The 17697-nt window shown below is 39.5% G+C and carries 18 protein-coding genes; 4 read left to right on the forward strand and 14 right to left on the reverse strand.

Going from position 1 to position 17697, the window contains the following annotated elements; genetic code table 11:
* Window positions 1-32: 32 nt before the first annotated feature.
* The 3 genes from MMP60_RS11710 to pheS form a co-directional block, all read right to left on the reverse strand.
* Window positions 33-329 carry an integration host factor subunit alpha gene (locus MMP60_RS11710; protein WP_004664224.1) on the reverse strand — a complete coding sequence of 99 codons (297 nt, stop codon included), beginning with the start codon at window positions 327-329 and terminating at the stop codon, window positions 33-35.
* A complete protein-coding gene (pheT, locus tag MMP60_RS11715; RefSeq protein ID WP_241336425.1) occupies window positions 326-2707 on the reverse strand; it encodes a phenylalanine--tRNA ligase subunit beta in 2382 nt (793 codons plus the stop codon). Before pheT ends, MMP60_RS11710 begins: the two co-directional genes overlap by 4 nt.
* A 135-nt stretch (window positions 2708-2842) precedes the next feature.
* On the reverse strand, window positions 2843-3823 hold the full coding sequence (gene pheS, locus MMP60_RS11720; RefSeq protein WP_241336426.1) for a phenylalanine--tRNA ligase subunit alpha: 981 nt from the start codon (window positions 3821-3823) through the stop codon (window positions 2843-2845).
* A gap of 231 nt (window positions 3824-4054) precedes the next feature.
* Here pheS and MMP60_RS11725 point away from each other — a divergent pair, with 231 nt between their 5' ends.
* The gene (locus MMP60_RS11725) at window positions 4055-5053 is read left to right on the forward strand and encodes a hypothetical protein (protein ID WP_241336427.1); all 999 of its coding nucleotides are present in this window, start codon (window positions 4055-4057) and stop codon (window positions 5051-5053) included.
* Window positions 5054-5165: 112 nt separating this feature from the next.
* Window positions 5166-6302 (forward strand): hypothetical protein, encoded by a 1137-nt coding sequence (locus MMP60_RS11730; RefSeq protein ID WP_241336428.1) that lies wholly within the window; start codon window positions 5166-5168, stop codon window positions 6300-6302.
* Window positions 6303-6329: 27 nt separating this feature from the next.
* On the opposite strand, the gene rplT is transcribed toward MMP60_RS11730, so the two are convergent.
* Both rplT and rpmI read right to left on the reverse strand, forming a co-directional pair.
* Window positions 6330-6689 (reverse strand): 50S ribosomal protein L20, encoded by a 360-nt coding sequence (gene rplT / locus MMP60_RS11735; protein WP_004675688.1) that lies wholly within the window; start codon window positions 6687-6689, stop codon window positions 6330-6332.
* Between the two features lie 11 nt (window positions 6690-6700).
* Window positions 6701-6895, reverse strand: a complete 195-nt coding sequence (gene rpmI / locus MMP60_RS11740) for a 50S ribosomal protein L35 (RefSeq protein WP_004637967.1) — start codon at window positions 6893-6895, stop codon at window positions 6701-6703.
* A 236-nt stretch (window positions 6896-7131) separates the two neighbouring features.
* On the opposite strand from rpmI, the gene MMP60_RS11745 reads away from it, so the two are divergent.
* Window positions 7132-8385 carry an MFS transporter gene (locus tag MMP60_RS11745; RefSeq protein ID WP_241336429.1) on the forward strand — a complete coding sequence of 418 codons (1254 nt, stop codon included), beginning with the start codon at window positions 7132-7134 and terminating at the stop codon, window positions 8383-8385.
* A 34-nt stretch (window positions 8386-8419) separates the two neighbouring features.
* Here the strand turns inward: MMP60_RS11745 and MMP60_RS11750 are convergent, their stop codons facing one another.
* The 4 genes from MMP60_RS11750 to thrS form a co-directional block, all read right to left on the reverse strand.
* Window positions 8420-8845, reverse strand: a complete 426-nt coding sequence (locus tag MMP60_RS11750) for a YqaA family protein (protein WP_241336430.1) — start codon at window positions 8843-8845, stop codon at window positions 8420-8422.
* A gap of 27 nt (window positions 8846-8872) precedes the next feature.
* Window positions 8873-9490, reverse strand: coding sequence for a glutathione S-transferase N-terminal domain-containing protein (locus MMP60_RS11755; RefSeq protein WP_241336431.1), 618 nt, complete (start codon window positions 9488-9490; stop codon window positions 8873-8875).
* Between the two features lie 395 nt (window positions 9491-9885).
* Complete coding sequence (infC, locus tag MMP60_RS11760; protein WP_081399795.1) at window positions 9886-10437, reverse strand: translation initiation factor IF-3; 552 nt, start codon at window positions 10435-10437, stop codon at window positions 9886-9888.
* Between the two features lie 5 nt (window positions 10438-10442).
* Window positions 10443-12365, reverse strand: coding sequence for a threonine--tRNA ligase (gene thrS, locus MMP60_RS11765; RefSeq protein WP_241336432.1), 1923 nt, complete (start codon window positions 12363-12365; stop codon window positions 10443-10445).
* Between the two features lie 264 nt (window positions 12366-12629).
* Here thrS and MMP60_RS11770 point away from each other — a divergent pair, with 264 nt between their 5' ends.
* Window positions 12630-14273: an acyl-CoA synthetase gene (locus MMP60_RS11770; protein ID WP_241336433.1), complete on the forward strand. Its 1644-nt coding sequence runs from the start codon at window positions 12630-12632 to the stop codon at window positions 14271-14273.
* A gap of 45 nt (window positions 14274-14318) precedes the next feature.
* On the opposite strand, the gene yjgA is transcribed toward MMP60_RS11770, so the two are convergent.
* The 5 genes from yjgA to panB are packed head-to-tail and all read right to left on the reverse strand — an operon-like array spanning window position 14319 to window position 17660.
* The gene (gene yjgA / locus MMP60_RS11775; RefSeq protein WP_005164369.1) at window positions 14319-14858 is read right to left on the reverse strand and encodes a ribosome biogenesis factor YjgA; all 540 of its coding nucleotides are present in this window, start codon (window positions 14856-14858) and stop codon (window positions 14319-14321) included.
* A gap of 2 nt (window positions 14859-14860) precedes the next feature.
* The gene (locus MMP60_RS11780) at window positions 14861-15130 is read right to left on the reverse strand and encodes an HPr family phosphocarrier protein (RefSeq protein WP_241336434.1); all 270 of its coding nucleotides are present in this window, start codon (window positions 15128-15130) and stop codon (window positions 14861-14863) included.
* Window positions 15127-15978, reverse strand: a complete 852-nt coding sequence (gene rapZ, locus MMP60_RS11785; protein WP_004664195.1) for an RNase adapter RapZ — start codon at window positions 15976-15978, stop codon at window positions 15127-15129. Before rapZ ends, MMP60_RS11780 begins: the two co-directional genes overlap by 4 nt.
* Window positions 15979-16001: 23 nt before the next feature.
* Window positions 16002-16847 (reverse strand): pantoate--beta-alanine ligase, encoded by an 846-nt coding sequence (panC, locus tag MMP60_RS11790; RefSeq protein WP_241336435.1) that lies wholly within the window; start codon window positions 16845-16847, stop codon window positions 16002-16004.
* A gap of 3 nt (window positions 16848-16850) precedes the next feature.
* Window positions 16851-17660, reverse strand: a complete 810-nt coding sequence (panB, locus tag MMP60_RS11795) for a 3-methyl-2-oxobutanoate hydroxymethyltransferase (protein ID WP_241336436.1) — start codon at window positions 17658-17660, stop codon at window positions 16851-16853.
* Between the last annotated feature and the right edge of the window lie 37 nt (window positions 17661-17697).

A 17697-nucleotide genomic window follows, 5' to 3' on the forward strand; every position in this document is an offset into this window, starting at 1 on the left:
TAAATATCGAAATAAAATATAAAAAAAGCAGATCAATCGATCTGCTCATTTCCAACACGCTGTCTAAATTTCTGACCCGCTCTAAACGTCACCACTCGGCGAGCAGAAATCGGAATTTCTTCGCCTGTTTTTGGATTGCGTCCCGGACGCTCTCGTTTATCTCGTAACTCAAAATTACCGAACCCTGAAAGTTTGACTTGTTCACCAGCAATTAATGCTTGGCTAATTTCATCAAAAAATAGCTCGACCATCTGTTTTGCTTCACGGCGATTTAAGCTAGTAAGCTCACTTAAATGGTCCGCCATCTCTGCTTTTGTTAATGCTGTCATGAGGCCCTCAATGTCGCTTGGTAAGTGTCTTCCAACACTTGAATAATGTTATCCATACCAGATTTAATTTCAGCATCTTCAAGCGTACGAGTTGGATGTTGCCACAACAATGCAAAAGCTAAAGAGCGTTTACCTTGTTCAACTCCTTGTCCCGTATACACATCGAACAACCATGTAGAGTCGAGTAACTCTCCACCAGTTTGCTCAATCAATCGCTGAATATCTCTTACCTCAATCTTATCAGAGATTAAAAGCGCAATATCACGTCTAACCGATGGAAAACGTGATAATTCTGTAAAATTAGATACATAAGATTGCAAAACTGCCTGTTGATCTAGCTCAGCAACCCAAGTTGTGCCTAAATCAAGTTCATTTTCCAAAGATGGATGTAAACGACCGAGATAACCAATCGATTGTCCATTTACTAAAATTTCTGCAGATTGACCTGGATGTAACCACGCACGTTCAGTACGAACAAATTCAACATTCACACGACCCGCAGCTAAAATCTCTTCAATCTCACCTTTGAAATCAAAGAAATCCATTGCTTGAGGTTTCACATGCCAAGATTCTGGTGTACGAGAACCAACGGCAATCAATGCCAAAGTTGGAATTTGTTGAAGATCATGAATACTTTGAGCATTTTGATAATCAAAACGCAAACCCAACTCAAAGAAACGTACACGCTGCTGTTGACGATTGAGATTGTACTGCACACAAGGAATCAAACTCGATAACAAGGTACTACGCATTGCTGCCAAGTCACTTGAAATTGGATTGGCAAGCATTAATGGTTGTACATTTGGATTCAACTGCTTTTCAAGTTTTGCATCAGCAAAGCTAAAGCTGATTGCTTCTTGATAACCTAGTGTCGCAACAGTTTGACGTAATTGCGCAATTTCAAAACGGTCTTGATACTTTTCTAATTGCACATCAATTTTTGGCAAACTGATTTGAATATTGTCATAGCCGTGAATACGTGCAACTTCTTCGATTAAATCTTGATAGATTGCCATATCATAGCGGTGTGATGGCGGAACAACACTCCATTCACCTTGCGCTTTGGTTTCAACGACACAACCCAAGCGTGTCAAAGCATCAGCAATAAAATCACCAGCTACTTCATAACCCAACAACTGATCAACTTGCACTTGTTGCAATGCAATCGCTTCACGCTTCGGCAATAAAGCCTCTTGCTCAGCAACCGTAATTGGACCAAACTCACCACCAGCAAAGGCTTGAATCAGCTCAGAAGCACGGTGCATAGCAATCATTGGCAATTCAAAATCCACACCGCGTTCATAACGTTGTGATGAATCGGTATGTAAACCAAAACGACGTGCGCGACCTGCAATCGCTAAAGGTGCAAAGAAAGCACTTTCAAGGAAAATATCTTGCGTATCATCTGTCACAGATGAATCCAATCCACCCATGATTCCTGCAATCGCCAATGCTTTTTGATCATCAGCAATGACCATCATATCATCTTGCAATTCAACTTCCTGATCATTCAGCAAAGTCAATTTTTCTTGTGGCTGAGCTTGGCGAACTTGGATCGAACCTTCGATTTTTGCTAGATCAAAAGCATGCATCGGTTGACCCAACTCAAGCAATACATAGTTGGTAATATCCACCAAAATACTATGAGTACGAAGACTTGAACGAGCAAGTGCTTGTACCATCCACTCAGGTGTTGCAGCTTTCACATTCACATTTTTAATAATACGACCTAAATAACGTGGCGTACCTTCAGTTGTAATGGTGACTGCTTTTTCATCCGTAATTGTTGCCGAAATCGGTTGAATCTTAGGTTCATTTGCTTGTAGCTGATTGATCACTGCAATTTCACGGGCAATACCACGAATACTAAAACAGTCACCACGGTTTGGCGTGATGCTAATATCAATCACATTGTCATCAAGTTTTAAATATTCACGAATATTCATTCCAACTGGTGCATCAACAGGCAGTTCTAACAACCCATCAATTTTATCTTCTAAATCAATTTCAGAAGCACCACACAGCATCCCCTGTGATTCAACACCACGCAGTTTGCCTTTTTTAATTTTAAAATCGCCTGGTAATACCGCACCAATGGTGGCAACAGGTGCTTTCATTCCTACACGAACATTTGGTGCACCACATACGATTTGTAATGGCTCACCTGAACCAATATTAATCGTCGTCACACGTAAACGATCTGCATCTGGGTGTTGTTCCACCGTGAGAACCTCACCCACCACAACACCTGTAAATGGTTTTGCTACGGGTGCTAATTCATCAACCTCTAAACCGAGCATGGTCAATTGATTAGAAAGTGTTTCGCTATCAATCGCAGGGTTAACCCACGTGCGTAACCAATTTTCACTAATTTTCATTTGTTTCGTCCTTAAATCTCCCTACCCCCTCGTCAATAAAGAGGGGAAACACAAATCATCAATTCATGAAAGTCCCCTTTCACAAAGGGGAACTTAGGGGGATTTTAATCAATACATCAATAATCTATAAAACTGTTAGGCAAACTGGCGTAAGAAACGCACGTCATTTTGGTAGAACATACGCAAATCATTGATGCCATAACGCAACATTGCAAAACGCTCTACCCCTAGACCAAAAGCAAAACCTTTATACTTATCAGGATCAATGCCTGCGGCACGAAGTACATGTGGATGCACCATGCCACAACCTAGAACTTCTAACCAACGACCACGCTCATCCATAATATCCACTTCAGCACTTGGCTCAGTGAATGGGAAATAAGACGGGCGGAAACGTACTTTTAAATCTTTTTCGAAGAATTCATTCAGCAAGTTAATCAACAAACCTTTTAACTCAGCAAAACTAGTATTTTCAGCAACGTATAAACCTTCGATCTGATGGAACATCGGAGAATGCGTTTGATCCGAGTCACAACGGTATACACGACCAGGACACACAATACGAATAGGTGGTTGACTGGTTTCCATCGTACGAATTTGCACACCAGAAGTATGAGTACGGAGCAAATGCGTAGCATCAAAATAGAACGTGTCATGCATAGCACGCGCTGGGTGATGACCCGGAATATTTAAGGCTTCAAAGTTATGATAATCGTCTTCAACTTCAGGCCCATGTGCAACTTGGAAACCTGCTTTGGTAAAGAATTGACAAATACGTTCTTGTACTTGAGTAACAGGATGAATACTTCCCATGTGCTGACCGCGACCTGGTAAAGTAATATCAATCGTTTCGCTTGCTAACTTTTTCGCAAGTTCAGCCTGTTGCAATGTCTGTTGACGCTCGGTCAAAGCGGTATTGATTGCTTCACGAACAGCATGAATCGCAGCACCTTGTACCTTTCGCTCTTCAGGATCCATTTTTCCAAGTGCTTTCGACTGCTCTGCAAGCTGGCTTTTCTTCCCTGTAAATTGCACACGGACTTGATCGAGTGCAGCAAGGTCTTGAGCCGCTGCAATGGCAGCAAGCGCTTCAGTGGTCAGGGCTTCCAATGACATAGTAACTCTCAAAGCAACAAAATATAGGAATATAATAAAACGCTATAGTTTATCAGCTTTTTACCTATTTTATGAAGATAAACCACTGTTTAAATAGCGTACTTTTTCAAACTTAGGTTTAACAAAAAAATAAAGGAGTTTGCTAACAAATCAGTTAAATTTTCGTAAAAAATCATCAATAACTGAATAAAATGTATAAGATAGTGCTATCGTCCATGAGAAATAATAACGATGGCGCTTGATCAAATTTGGAAACAACAGCTTACACTTGTCACTTATGGCAATGAATTTCTTGCAGGAAATCTTAATTTCAGTCGTTGGATTGAACACCCAATTTTTAACCAAAATAGACTGATCTTTAGAGATTTACTCTCTCAGCATCTCTTGGCTCAACATTTCCAAATTTGGCTTGAAGGTTTAAAAAAACAAGGCGTAAAAAAACTCAGCCTACATTTATCTAGCATTCTCAATGATGAACAAAACCCGAATGTCAATGTCGAGCTACTTCCCTTTTCTCACTTTATTGTCAGCCATCAAGCCAATAAGAAAACTGCTTGGATTTGTGGACTTGAACTTGCAGAGTGGTACAACAGTGATAATGAGTTTGAAGCTCCGCTTTCTCAACGCACAACGCTCCGCGAAGAAAGCTTTTGGCGCTATGAATTGAATGATAAATTCGCAAAGAAAGTTGATACAGACTTACAAAAGTTAAATTGGAATGAGATCGCTGTTTTCTTAGAACGAGAGTTATTCAATCATAAATATACTGAAGACTTTTTAGAGCCTGAACAGCAAGACTTCCCTTTTTACGGCTACGAGATTGATCCAACAGCCATTTCAAGCAAACAACTTGCGCTAATTCCAACCGATTATCCTGCGGACTGTGCACATCGTTTATTACATCGCACCCAAGCCTTGACTGATTATTTAGAAGAAAAAAGACGACACCCTTATCATGATTCAGGTGAACTGATTAGCCCTGAAGAACAGATCAATCTACGTAATTTTTCACAAAAAACGGATGATTTATTTGCAAAGCTTATCGTTAAAATAGCCAACCATTATCAAACAGCTCAACTCACTGCCGAACCTGAAATCATTGACCGAACCATGGAAACCTCAGAACATTTTAATCAAGTACACCATCATAAAGTTGGAACAGCAGGTGTTATTAAATTGATTATCCTAACTGTGATTATTTGTATGGTTGCTTATTATTTTGGGCTATAACGCTTCATAAATTAAACACTCTATTCATCATCCAAAACTTTTGTCTATATTATAAAGTTTATTTTACGCTATGATTTACTTCACTAAAAATAAAATGAGGGGAAAAATACGAATGGAGTTTTCGATTTTTAATCGTAATAAAATAATTGGCGCACCTAGTTTAGCTATACTTATCTACATCGTATTTACACTTTTTATTTTCCCATTTTTCACTTGGTTTACAAAAAGCCATCTCCCCTTAAGTATTCATACAATATGGCAATATATCGCTTATACTTTACAGCACTTTCCGATAAATAAAAAACAGGAAAATGATGTTCAATTTATTGCGATCTTATTGATGTTATACTTCGTTTTTTTGCTCATTTTTCCTTATATCAAGTTAGTCGTTACGCCTGAAAAAATCTTTTATCGTTTATTTAAGATACCCATCATAACCCTTATTAAGAGAGAACATGTAGAATATGCTCAAATCGCGAAAATCACACTAGACTTGAGTAAGACTAGAAAGTTTTTATTTAAAAATCAAATACCCAAACAACCAGAACTGTATTTTTTTCCATTGAGAAATTTGCAAAATGTTCTTGACCTCAAGCTATTCAATCAAGAACAGCAACAAGATTTTTTGACGCTACTCAAGCAATTTTATAATTTCAAATCAGAACCAGTAGAAATTCAGCTTACACTGAAGGAATTACAAAAACTGACTTCACAACAATATCAAACCAATATTAGCCCTCGTATTGCTTATATACTTATTAGTTGCATTCCAATTGGAGCGATTGGAATGTATTTGACTGCAAATTCACCTTTTTTCTTTATTAACAATTACCCGAACGTATTACTTCTGACTACTATTTTTATTCCTCTTTTCATTTTTAGCTTTATTTTGATTTATCAAGATATTAAGACCCTTGCTTTCTTTGGTGCATTGTTATCAAGTTTTATTGTTACAATCGCAAGTTATTTTTTCTTACTTCCAATTCTCCATGGCTATTACACTCAAAGCTTTGGAAAAGCTATTGAATTTAAAGCAAAGTTAATTGAAATCAATCCTAGAGAACAAGTTTGGCAGCCCTTAAATGGTAAAGATAAATTTTATATCAGCAAAAAACACCCCTATTATAATAATCAACTTGAATTAAATCAGGATTACAATTTTCCTGCTCATTATCATTGGCATACTTATACCATTAATGAAGAGGTCTTTTTAACACTCGTACCCATTCAAAATAAAAAAGACCGCTAAAAAGCGGTCTTCTTTGAATCTCTAAGCTTATGCAGCTAATGCACCTTTAGCTTTTTCAGCTAAAGCAGCAAATGCAACTGCATCATGCATAGCGATGTCAGCTAATACGCGACGGTCGATGATCACTTGAGCTTTTTTCAAGCCATCGATCATACGGCTGTAAGACAAACCGTTTAAACGAGCACCAGCATTGATACGCGCAATCCATAAAGCACGGAATTGACGTTTCTTTTGACGGCGGTCACGGTAAGCGTATTGACCAGCTTTGATTACCGCTTGGAACGCTACGCGGTAAACGCGTGAACGAGCACCATAGTAACCTTTAGCGCGAGCAAGAATTTTTTTGTGACGGCGATGAGCCTGTACACCACGTTTTACACGAGCCATTTATAATCTCCTTAGATGTATGGGCACATAGCACGAACTGATGCAACGTCACTTACGTGAACCATTACACAACCGCGCAATTGACGGATACGCTTAGCAGATTTTTTGGTCAAAATGTGGCGCTTGAATGCTTGTTTGCGCTTGAAACCGTTTGCAGTCGCTTTAAAGCGTTTAGCTGCACCACGGCGAGTTTTTAACTTAGCCATAGTAACCTCTTTTGGGCACCTGTTCGGCGCGATTGCACTATTACAAATCGACCTGCAGGTAAGGAAGGCAGTATCATATAGTATCTATAGTTAAAACAAAAGCAAAATGCTCATTTTTTGACTACAAATAATCGTTATTTCCCGAACGTTATTTCCCATAACCAATTCTCAAATTATGAGAAATATCCACAAAATCAGTGCATATAATAGAAGCAAATTTTTAAATCATAATCCATATGAATATACAGAATGATGCATTCGCCGCGTTACGGTATCGAGATTTCTCTATCGTGACCTTGAATCAATTTTGCTTAACACTGGCAATTTTAATTCAGGAAATTATTGTTGCTTATTCACTCTATCAAATCACTCGTGACCCCCTAACCTTAGGTTTTATTGGTCTGGCTGAAGCAATCCCATTTATCACTCTATCTTTATGGGGTGGTTATTTTGCAGATAAACTGAATAAACAAAGCATTATGAAAGTCTGTTTATTCTTTTCCATTCCTTTACCTTTGGTGCTATGGGGCTTATTCCATTTACATGGCTTAGAAAAAATTGGCATTAGCACACTTTCTTGGGGCATTTATGCTGTTATATTTGCCTTGGGTACTATTCGGGGTTTTTACAATCCATCAGCAACCTCACTAAAACCTTTTTTAATTCCACGCGAACTGTATGCAAATGGTGCCACCTGGACCACGATTGGTTGGCAAAGTGGTGTCATTATTGGGCCAATGTTGGGTGGTTTTATGTTGGCATTTCTGGGACGTGAAACGAGCCTTTTTGCAGTATCAGCGTTATTGGCAATCTGCTTTATTTTGATTAATTACTTACAGAAACGAACTTTCCCCAAAATGGAAACTGAGAATGTCCTGCAAAGTCTGACCGATGGTTTCCGTTTTATTTGGAAAACTAAAATCGTTTTATGGGCCATATCATTAGATCTAGTTTCAGTTTTATTTGGTGGTGTAATTGCATTATTACCCATTTTTGCAGAAGAGATCTTAAAAGTTGGTCCTGAAGGTTTAGGCTATTTACGTGCTGCTCCATCCATTGGCGCACTCATCACCATGATCATCCTGACCAAATTCCCACCCATGCACCATGCTTGGCGAAATATGTTATTCGCCGTGGCAGGCTTTGGTATGTTCACGATTCTGTTTGCTTTTTCAAACAATATTTGGTTATCGCTATTTGCCTTAGCCATGACCGGTGCTTGTGACAGTGTATCAGTGATAGTCCGCCAAACTGTATTGCAAATTTTCCCTCCCGAAAATATGCGAGGTCGTGTTGCTGCGGTAAATGGCATGTTTGTTTCGTCTAGTAATGAACTCGGGGCTTTTGAGTCAGGTCTGGCAGCCAAATATTTAGGAACCATTACAGCAACAATCTTCGGAGGGTGTATGACACTTGCCGTCGTGACGTATTGTTGGTTGAAAACCAGTGATCTATTTAAAGTCGATATTACCAAAGGGTCTGATCTTTGAGTGTTTTGGGAAAGGCTAAACCTTTCCCTTATTTTTAAAAAATTCCTAGATATAAAGCATATAAAGTGAGATAACGACCACCTTTGGCAATTGTCACAACCAATAAGAATCGCCAAAAATTTTCCTTCATCAAACCTGCGATCAAGGTAATCGGGTCACCAATCACAGGTGTCCAACTCAATAACAAAGAATAGAAACCACATTTATGATAAACCTGCTGTGCTTGTGCTAAGCGCTGTTCTGAAACAGGAAACCATTTTTTATCTTTAAAATGTTCAATTTTCAGTCCTAACCACCAGTTCACACATGAACCCAAGACATTACCAATGGTCGCAACCAAGATCAGATAAAAAGGATTGGAGAACCCTTGTATTAACAAAGTGATTAATACGGCTTCGGACTGTAACGGCAATAATGTTGCAGCCCCAAAAGCAGATATAAACAACAACCAATAACTCATGAGGCAAACTTAAACACGGTAGAAAAATTAGACTTGGATCGACAAAGCTTTTTGTATCGCAGGGCGAGCGGTTAAACGTTCAATATAGTCTTGGACATAAGGATAATCTTCCAACTGAATCCCCTGCCATTCATAACGTAATGCCCAAGGCAAGATTGCCATATCTGCAATTGAGTATTCACCCGCTACGAACTTCTGACCAATCAATTGCTTATTTAAAACAGTGTAAAGGCGCTTAGTCTCATTGATATAACGATCAATTGCATAAGGAATACGTTCAGGTGCAAATTTATTAAAATGATGATTTTGCCCCAGCATCGGACCAAACCCACCCATTTGCCACATTAACCATTGTTCCACCTCAACCCGTTCTTGCTCATCAGTCGGATAAAATAGACCTGTTTTTCGACCTAAATATTGCAAAATCGCACCTGATTCAAATACAGAGATTGGCTCACCACGTGGACCAATTTGGTCAACAATCGCTGGAATTTTATTATTGGGAGAAATCTTTAGAAAATCCGGTTGAAATTGATCATTTTCTAAAATATTGATTGGGAATATCTGATATTCCAACCCCATTTCTTCTAAGGCGATTGTTATTTTATGGCCGTTGGGTGTACCCCAATAATATAAGTCAATCATTTATATTGTCCTATTTATCTTTCTCACAATGGTTGTCTCGTTATAGCACACTTGTTCCTTACTGATTAGCAAACAAGCACAAAAACAAACAATAAAACCATGTTTTCAAAGAAAATGTTGTGCGAATCACAGTTATTCTCCTCAAAAATTCTTTCCATTTTATTCAAACAACCTATGCCCTATATGATTACCATTGAGACTGATCTACAAACAAATGAATCAAACATACCAATTGCAAACATAACTTACATTTATGAATTCATTTAATTAATCGTGGTTTAACATGTTTCATTTTAAGTACCTGTCATTGACACTTATAAACATCTAAGTAAATCAATACATGATTTTTTGACATAAAAAAGCACCGCTGCTTGCGGTGCTTTTTTAAAGAAAAATTACTTTTTCTTTTTTGGACCAAGTAACATGCCCATCTGACGACCTTCCATCTTCGGCGCTTGTTCAACTACGCCAAACTCAGCAACGTCAGCTTCAATTTTTTGTAATTGAGCCAAACCAAGCTGTTGATGTGCCATCTCACGACCACGGAAACGCAAGGTGATTTTGACCTTATTTCCCTCTTCAAGGAAACGTAAAATTGCACGCAATTTTACTTGGTAATCACCTACGTCCGTTGCAGGACGTAACTTGATTTCTTTCACTTGCACTTGATGCTGTTTTTTCTTCGCATCTTTTTGCTTTTGTTTCAAGTCAAATAAGTGCTTGTTGTAGTCCATGATTTTACAAACAGGCGGTTCTGCATTAGCAACAATCTCAACAAGGTCAAGATTAGCTTCTTCAGCAGCACGTAATGCTTCAGTTAATGAAACAACACCTTTTTGTTCCCCATCTGCAGCGACGAGGCGTACTTCTTTCGCACGGATCTCTTCGTTAATTGCAGGACGGTTACTTTTAGCACCTTGTTGCTGGTTACGGTCAGGCTGTTTAATCTTTATTACTCCACAATGTACCGGCCACGTTCGGCAACGGCAGATTTCACTAAGTCAATAAACGCATCTACCGACATAGTACCTAAATTTTTTCCTGAGCGAGTACGCACATTAACAGTACCTTCTTCAACTTCTCGATCACCAAGAACTAGAAGGTAAGGAATACGCTCTAGGGTACGCTCACGAATCTTAAATCCGATTTTTTCATTTCTCAAGTCAGAAATAGCACGAAGACCACTTTCCTTGAGTTTTGCAACCACTTGTTCACATGCTTCTGCTTGTGAATCAGTGATATTCATGACACACGCTTGGATTGGCGTTAACCAAGGTGGCATAAAGCCCGCATAGTGCTCAATTAGTATACCAATAAAACGCTCAAAACTGCCAAGAATTGCACGATGAAGCATGACTGGTTGATCGCGATCATTCTCTTCAGTCACATAAGATGCATCTAAACGAATTGGTAAGTTGAAGTCACATTGAATTGTACCGCACTGCCATACACGACCTAAACAGTCTTTCAGTGAAAATTCAATCTTAGGACCATAGAATGCACCTTCACCAGGTTGTAAATCCCACGCCAAGCCTGCATCATCTAAAGCATCCGCCAAAGATTTTTCAGCTAAATCCCAAAGTGCATCATCACCGACACGCTTTTCAGGACGTGTAGATAGCTTCATTTGCACTTCTTCAAAGCCAAAGTCTTTATAAACATCTAAAGTCAGTTTAATAAAGTCTGCAACTTCTTTACCAATTTGTTCTTTGGTACAGAAAATATGTGCATCATCTTGAGTAAAGCCACGAACACGCATAATCCCGTGTAAAGAACCTGATGGTTCATTACGGTGACAAGAACCAAATTCAGCTAAACGAATCGGTAAGTCACGGTAAGATTTCAAACCTTGGTTGAAGACCTGTACATGACATGGGCAGTTCATTGGCTTGACTGCATAGTTACGACTTTCTGAATGAGTCGTAAACATGTTGTCTGCGTAGTTTGCTGCATGACCAGATTTTTCCCAAAGCGTAAAGTCTACGATTTGCGGCGTTTTAATCTCTAAGTAGCCATTGTCCTGCTGAACTTTACGCATGTATTGTTCAAGCACTTGGTAGATTGTCCAACCATTTGGATGCCAGAACACCATACCCGGTGCTTCTTCTTGCATATGGAACAAATCTAAAGCTTTACCAATTTTACGATGGTCACGCTTTTCAGCTTCTTCAATACGTTTGATATATGCAGCTAACTGCTTTTTATCAGCCCAAGCAGTACCATAGATACGTTGAAGCTGTTCATTCTTCGCATCACCACGCCAGTAAGCACCAGAGATTTTTGTAAGCTTGAATGATTTTAAGAATTTAGTGTTTGGTACATGCGGACCACGGCACATATCCAAATAATCTTGATGGTAGTACAAGCCCATTTGTGTTTCATTCGGCATGTCTGCGATCAAGCGCAATTTATATTCTTCGCCACGTGCTGTGAATTCAGCAATCACGTCATCACGTGGTGTCATTTTTTTAATGACGTCGTAATCTTGATCAATAAGCGTTTTCATACGCTCTTCAATCGCTGCCATATCATCTAAAGTAAATGGGCGTGGCATCCAAATGTCATAGTAGAAACCTTCTTCAATGACTGGACCAATCACCATTTTTGCTTCTGGGAACAATTGTTTAACCGCGTGACCAACTAAATGCGCACAAGAGTGACGAATAATTTCTACGCCCTCTTCATCTTTAGGCGTGATAATTTGTACAGTTGCATCTTCGGTAATCAAGTCTGAAGCATCGACGAGACGATCATTGACACGACCTGCTACGGTATTTTTCGCAAGACCTGGACCAATGCTTAATGCAACGTCCATCACAGATACGGCTTGATCAAACTGTTTTTGATCGCCATTTGGCAAAGTGATAATTGGCATAATAAAATCCTTAAGGAGTGATGCCCTATACGAAGGAGCATATCACCGCGAGATTATGTATTGAGGCGAACCTCAAAAGATAAAAAACGGCGGATAAAAAAGTATTCAAGATTTTACACAGGTTTAGTTGAGGATGAAACCTTTGAATCATAAAAACCTAGATTGATTAGGCTTCATCTCCGACTAAAGCCTAAATGATTTAGACTGAATGACACACTATGTTGATATAGATATAAATGAAAAAAACACAAATGGAGCAAACACATGGTTAGTGCATATGATGAATTACCGAGAACCCCTGCAAATTTCGTTGCCTTATCACCTTTACGTTATTTAGAACGTGCTGCTTATATTTATCCACACCAAGCTGCAATTATTCATGGGGAGCGTCAAATCACATGGCAACAAAGCTATCAGCGTTGCCGCCAGTTTGCACATCAACTCACTCTGTTAGGAATTCAAAAGAATGATACCATTTCGGTACTCTTGCCGAATGTACCTGCAATGATTGAAGCACATTTTGCTGTACCAATGGCAGGTGCAGTACTCAATACGCTGAATACTCGCCTCGATGCAAAAACCATTGCTTTTATGTTAGCTCATGCCGAGTCCAAAGTCCTTTTAGTCGATCCTGAATTTCGACAACTTGCAGCAGAAGCCTTAACGCTGATCCCTCAAGAAATTATTGTGATTGATGTATTTGATCAGGAATATGAAGGTGAGCAAATTGCACTTGGGCAATATGAATATGAATCGTGGTTGGCTGAAGGTGATTCTGAGTTTGACTGGTTACTTCCACAAGATGAATGGGATGCAATTAGTCTGAATTACACTTCAGGCACAACAGGTAATCCGAAAGGCGTGGTTTATCACCATCGCGGTGCTTATCTCAATGCGGCCAGTAATATTTTGGCATGTGGTATGAAACCTCGTGCAGTTTATCTATGGACACTGCCGCTATTTCACTGTAATGGTTGGTGTTTTGCTTGGTCAATTGCAGCCAGTGGCGGCACCAATATTTGCTTACGTCGAGTTGATCCAGTTTTAATCTTTAAATATATCGCTGAACACAAAGTCGATTATTTCTGTGGCGCACCAATTGTCTTATCCATGCTGATTAACACGCCACCAGAACAAAAGACAGCTTTTGAGCACCATGTCGAAGTGATGGTTGCAGGTGCTGCCCCACCCGTTGCGATTATTGAAGGTATGCGTCATCTTGGAATCAATGTTAATCATGTCTATGGTTTGACGGAAACGTATGGTCCATCGGCATTATGTGCTTCGCAAGCAGGATGGAATGATTTATCCATTCAAGAACAGGCGCAACTACACTCTCGTCAAGGTGTTCCTTATCCACTCCAAGACAGCATGCGGGTACTTGATCCTGAAACGATGCAACCAGTACCGAATGATGGTCAAACCATGGGCGAAATTATGTTCCGTGGTAATATCGTGATGAAAGGTTATCTTAAAAATCCACAAGCGACTGAAGAAGCCTTTAAAGGTGATTGGTTCCATACAGGCGATTTAGCAGTCTGCCATGCTGATGGCTATGCCAAAATTACTGATCGCTCTAAAGATATTATCATTTCAGGTGGTGAAAATATTTCATCGCTCGAAGTCGAAGATGTACTTTACCGCCACCCTGCTGTACTCACTGCCGCAGTGGTCGCAAAACCTGATGAACGTTGGCAAGAAGTGCCTTGTGCTTTTATTGAACTCAAACAAGGTGCATCTGCATCAGCAGAAGAAATTATTGCACATTGCCAAAAAGAACTGGCTCGCTTTAAAGTTCCCAAAGATGTCGTAATTACTGAGATTCCAAAAACATCAACAGGAAAATTACAGAAATTTATTTTAAGAGAATGGGCAAAACAACGAGCAGATGGCTCATTTGAAAGTTAATACCCCAAAATAAAAAGAAGTTTCCGAGGAAACTTCTTTTTGGCTTTAGCCTTGATCAGATAACAAGGCGACTTGCTGTACATAGTTCACAAATTTAAGCTTGGATGCTGCAAGCTCTTCTTCACTCACTTGCTGTTTGATATCTCGATGAATGCGCAAAACATGCTGACGTAAAGTATGGCGTTCAGAAGCATTAAAAACTTTACTAAACTCATTAATGATTGGGTCACCTTGATCAATCATCCGATCAACCCAACGCATCAATTGCATTTGTTTTTTAGCACCTTGCTGCGGTGTCAAATAAGATAAAATCGTGGTTTCATTTTCATTACGCAATAACTTACCAACACGTTGAAACTGACGACGACGTGCTTCAAATGAACTGATCTTTTGCACTTCAAGTAATGCATCAATCAAACGCTCATCGACAGGAAGCTTTTGAATTTGCTTTGGATTGAGTTGAGCCAATTGCTCACCTAAAGCAGCCATACGTTGCACAGCTTTTTTTTGCTCGGTTCTACTCGCACGCCCTTCTAATGACTCAAAATCTTCATCTGTATAACGTTGTTGGGTACCACGTGCCACTATTACTCTGCCTCATAAAATTTTGCTGCGAACAGCATTTGAATTTCTTCCAGTGCCTTTTCTTCATCAGCACCCTCAATCACCAATCTTAATGTTGTGCCTTTACCAGCACCCAACATCAACAATGACATAATATTTTTTGCATCAATCAATTTTTCACCCTTACCAATTTGTATCGAAGAGCTAAACTTGGTTGTGACTTCAATAAGTTTACCAGATGCACGTGCATGTAAACCGAGTTTATTAATTACATCAATTGTTGTGTCTATCATGACCAGTGCTTCATTTCTCTATGTAAGATTTGGACAGTCCATTTTGCCTTAAGAGCCTGTTTGAGTCTATCCACGATATAAACTGAACGATGTTGCCCACCTGTACATCCCACTGAAATGGTCATGTAATGTCGATGTCCTTCTGCAAAAGCTGGCAACCATTTTTCCAAGAAGTTATAAATATCGGTAAACATCTCATTGGTTTGTTGATTGCTTTCTAGAAAACGACAGACGGGATCATCCAAGCCAGAAAGACGACGTAACTCTAAATCCCAATGCGGATTAGGTAAATGACGCACATCAAATACATAATCGGCATCAAGCGGGATGCCATGTTTATAGCCAAAGGATTGTAGAATCACAATCAACTTATCGGACTGCCCCAATCGAGACAGCAAAATATGTTTGAGATCATGAACACTTTTACCTGTCGTATCAATATGCACCGTCGAACGAAATTGTATCGGAATCAGCAGTTGCTTTTCTTCCTGTATACATTGCAACAGACTATTAAAACGATTTGCCAACGGGTGTGGTCTACGCGAAGAGCTAAACCGTGCAACCAAATCTTGATCTTGCGTGGTTAAGTAAATGATATCAACCGTACCATGCTTTTTTAATTGCTCAAAAACATGGTCAAACTCCTGCATATCCGCACGAGTACTCCGAATATCCACACCTAATGCCAACTGTTCTAAGTTATTCTCATGATCCAGTTTAGCCACAATTTCAGGCAACAATGCCAAAGGTAAATTATCTATACAATAATAGCCCAAATCTTCAAGCACCTGTAATGCAGAAGATTTTCCTGAGCCTGATTGTCCTGTAACGATAAGAATACGCTTCATCGCATATCGCCCTTTAATTTATTTTATGTTTTAAAGTTAATTTGTAAATTATCAATCAAACGTGTCGAACCCAATTTAGCCGCAACAAACAAAACTAAATCGCGATCAAATTGTTCAATTGGTTGCAAGTTAGGCTGACGCGCTTCTACATAATCCACAACAAAGCCAACTTGTGTCAATTCAATTGAGATATTTGCTAACACTTGTGAAAGTGCCTGCCCTTCTCCTAATGCAACTTCTGCTTGTTTTAATAATTGATAAATCGTTGGAGCAGCGATTCGCTCTTCCTCTGATAAATAACCGTTACGTGAGCTTAAAGCCAAGCCATCTGCTGCTCGTACAATCGGCACACCAATCACTTCAAGCGGAATATTTAAATCTTGTACCAACTGACGGATCACTGCCAATTGTTGATAATCTTTCTGACCAAAAAAAGCATAGTCTGGTTGTACAATATTGAATAATTTGGTTACAACAACTGCAACACCATCAAAATGACCAGGTCGTGATTCACCACATAAATCATTGGTAATTTGACTAACACGAATATTGGTTAAACGAGGATGTTTTCCATACATTTGCTCAACAGAAGGTGCAAAAATAATATCGCACCCCACATCTGCCAATAAACGACTATCTTGTTCTAAAGTACGTGGATAACTATCAAAATCCTCGCCTGCACCAAACTGAATTGGGTTGACAAAAATACTCACCACCACAACATCACAGATTTTTTTTGCAGCGCGCACTAAGGTCAAATGACCTTCATGCAAATTCCCCATGGTTGGTACAAAACCAATTAATTTTTTTGTTGTTCTTGCTGGTGCTAATGATGCAGTTAAACCTTGTATTGTTGTTTCTGTTTTCATGAGTTAGAGCTCAACTTGAAAAGTATGTTCTTTCGCTGGAAATGACTGATCTTGAACAGCAGCATGATACGATTTAAACGCATCTATAATTGCTGTTTCCCCCGCTTGTTCTTTCATAAAATTACGCACAAAACGTGCAACTCGACCAAAAGTTAAACCAAGCATATCTTGTACAACCAACACTTGCCCATCGGTTTGATTACCTGCCCCAATGCCAATCACAGGTGTATTTGGAAATAATTCAGCAATTTCCTGACCTAATTGTGCTGGCACACATTCAAGCAACAAAACAGCTGCCCCTGCATCAACCACAGCTTGGCAATCGGCAATCAACTGATCCGCTGCTTCGCGTGTGCGCGCTTGAAGTTTATAACCACCAAATACATGTACCGATTGTGGGGTTAAACCCAAATGTACACACACAGGAATACCATTACGGGTCAAGACTTGGACTAATTCACTAAGCCACGCACCGCCTTCAATCTTGACCATTTGTGCGCCTACTTGCATCACAGCTTTGGCATTTTTTAGACCATCTTCAAGCGTCGCATAACTCATAAATGGCAGATCAGTCATAATTAAAGCATGTGAATTCCCACGGCGCACGGCTGCCGTATGGTAAGCCATATCTTCAACTGTCACAGGCAGCGTAGAATCTCTGCCTTGAATTGCCATGCCTAGAGAATCACCGATTAAAATCGTATCAATTTCAGCCAATTCCATCGCTTTAGCCATACTTGCATCGTAACAAGTGAGACATGAGAACTTACGTCCTTCGGCTTTAAATTTTCTTAAGTCACTTAGACTAATCATGATGATGTCCTCTACGGCGTTTCCAGAACAAAACAAT

Source organism: Acinetobacter sp. ANC 4805, assembly GCF_022549495.1.
In the GTDB taxonomy this organism is placed as follows: domain Bacteria; phylum Pseudomonadota; class Gammaproteobacteria; order Pseudomonadales; family Moraxellaceae; genus Acinetobacter.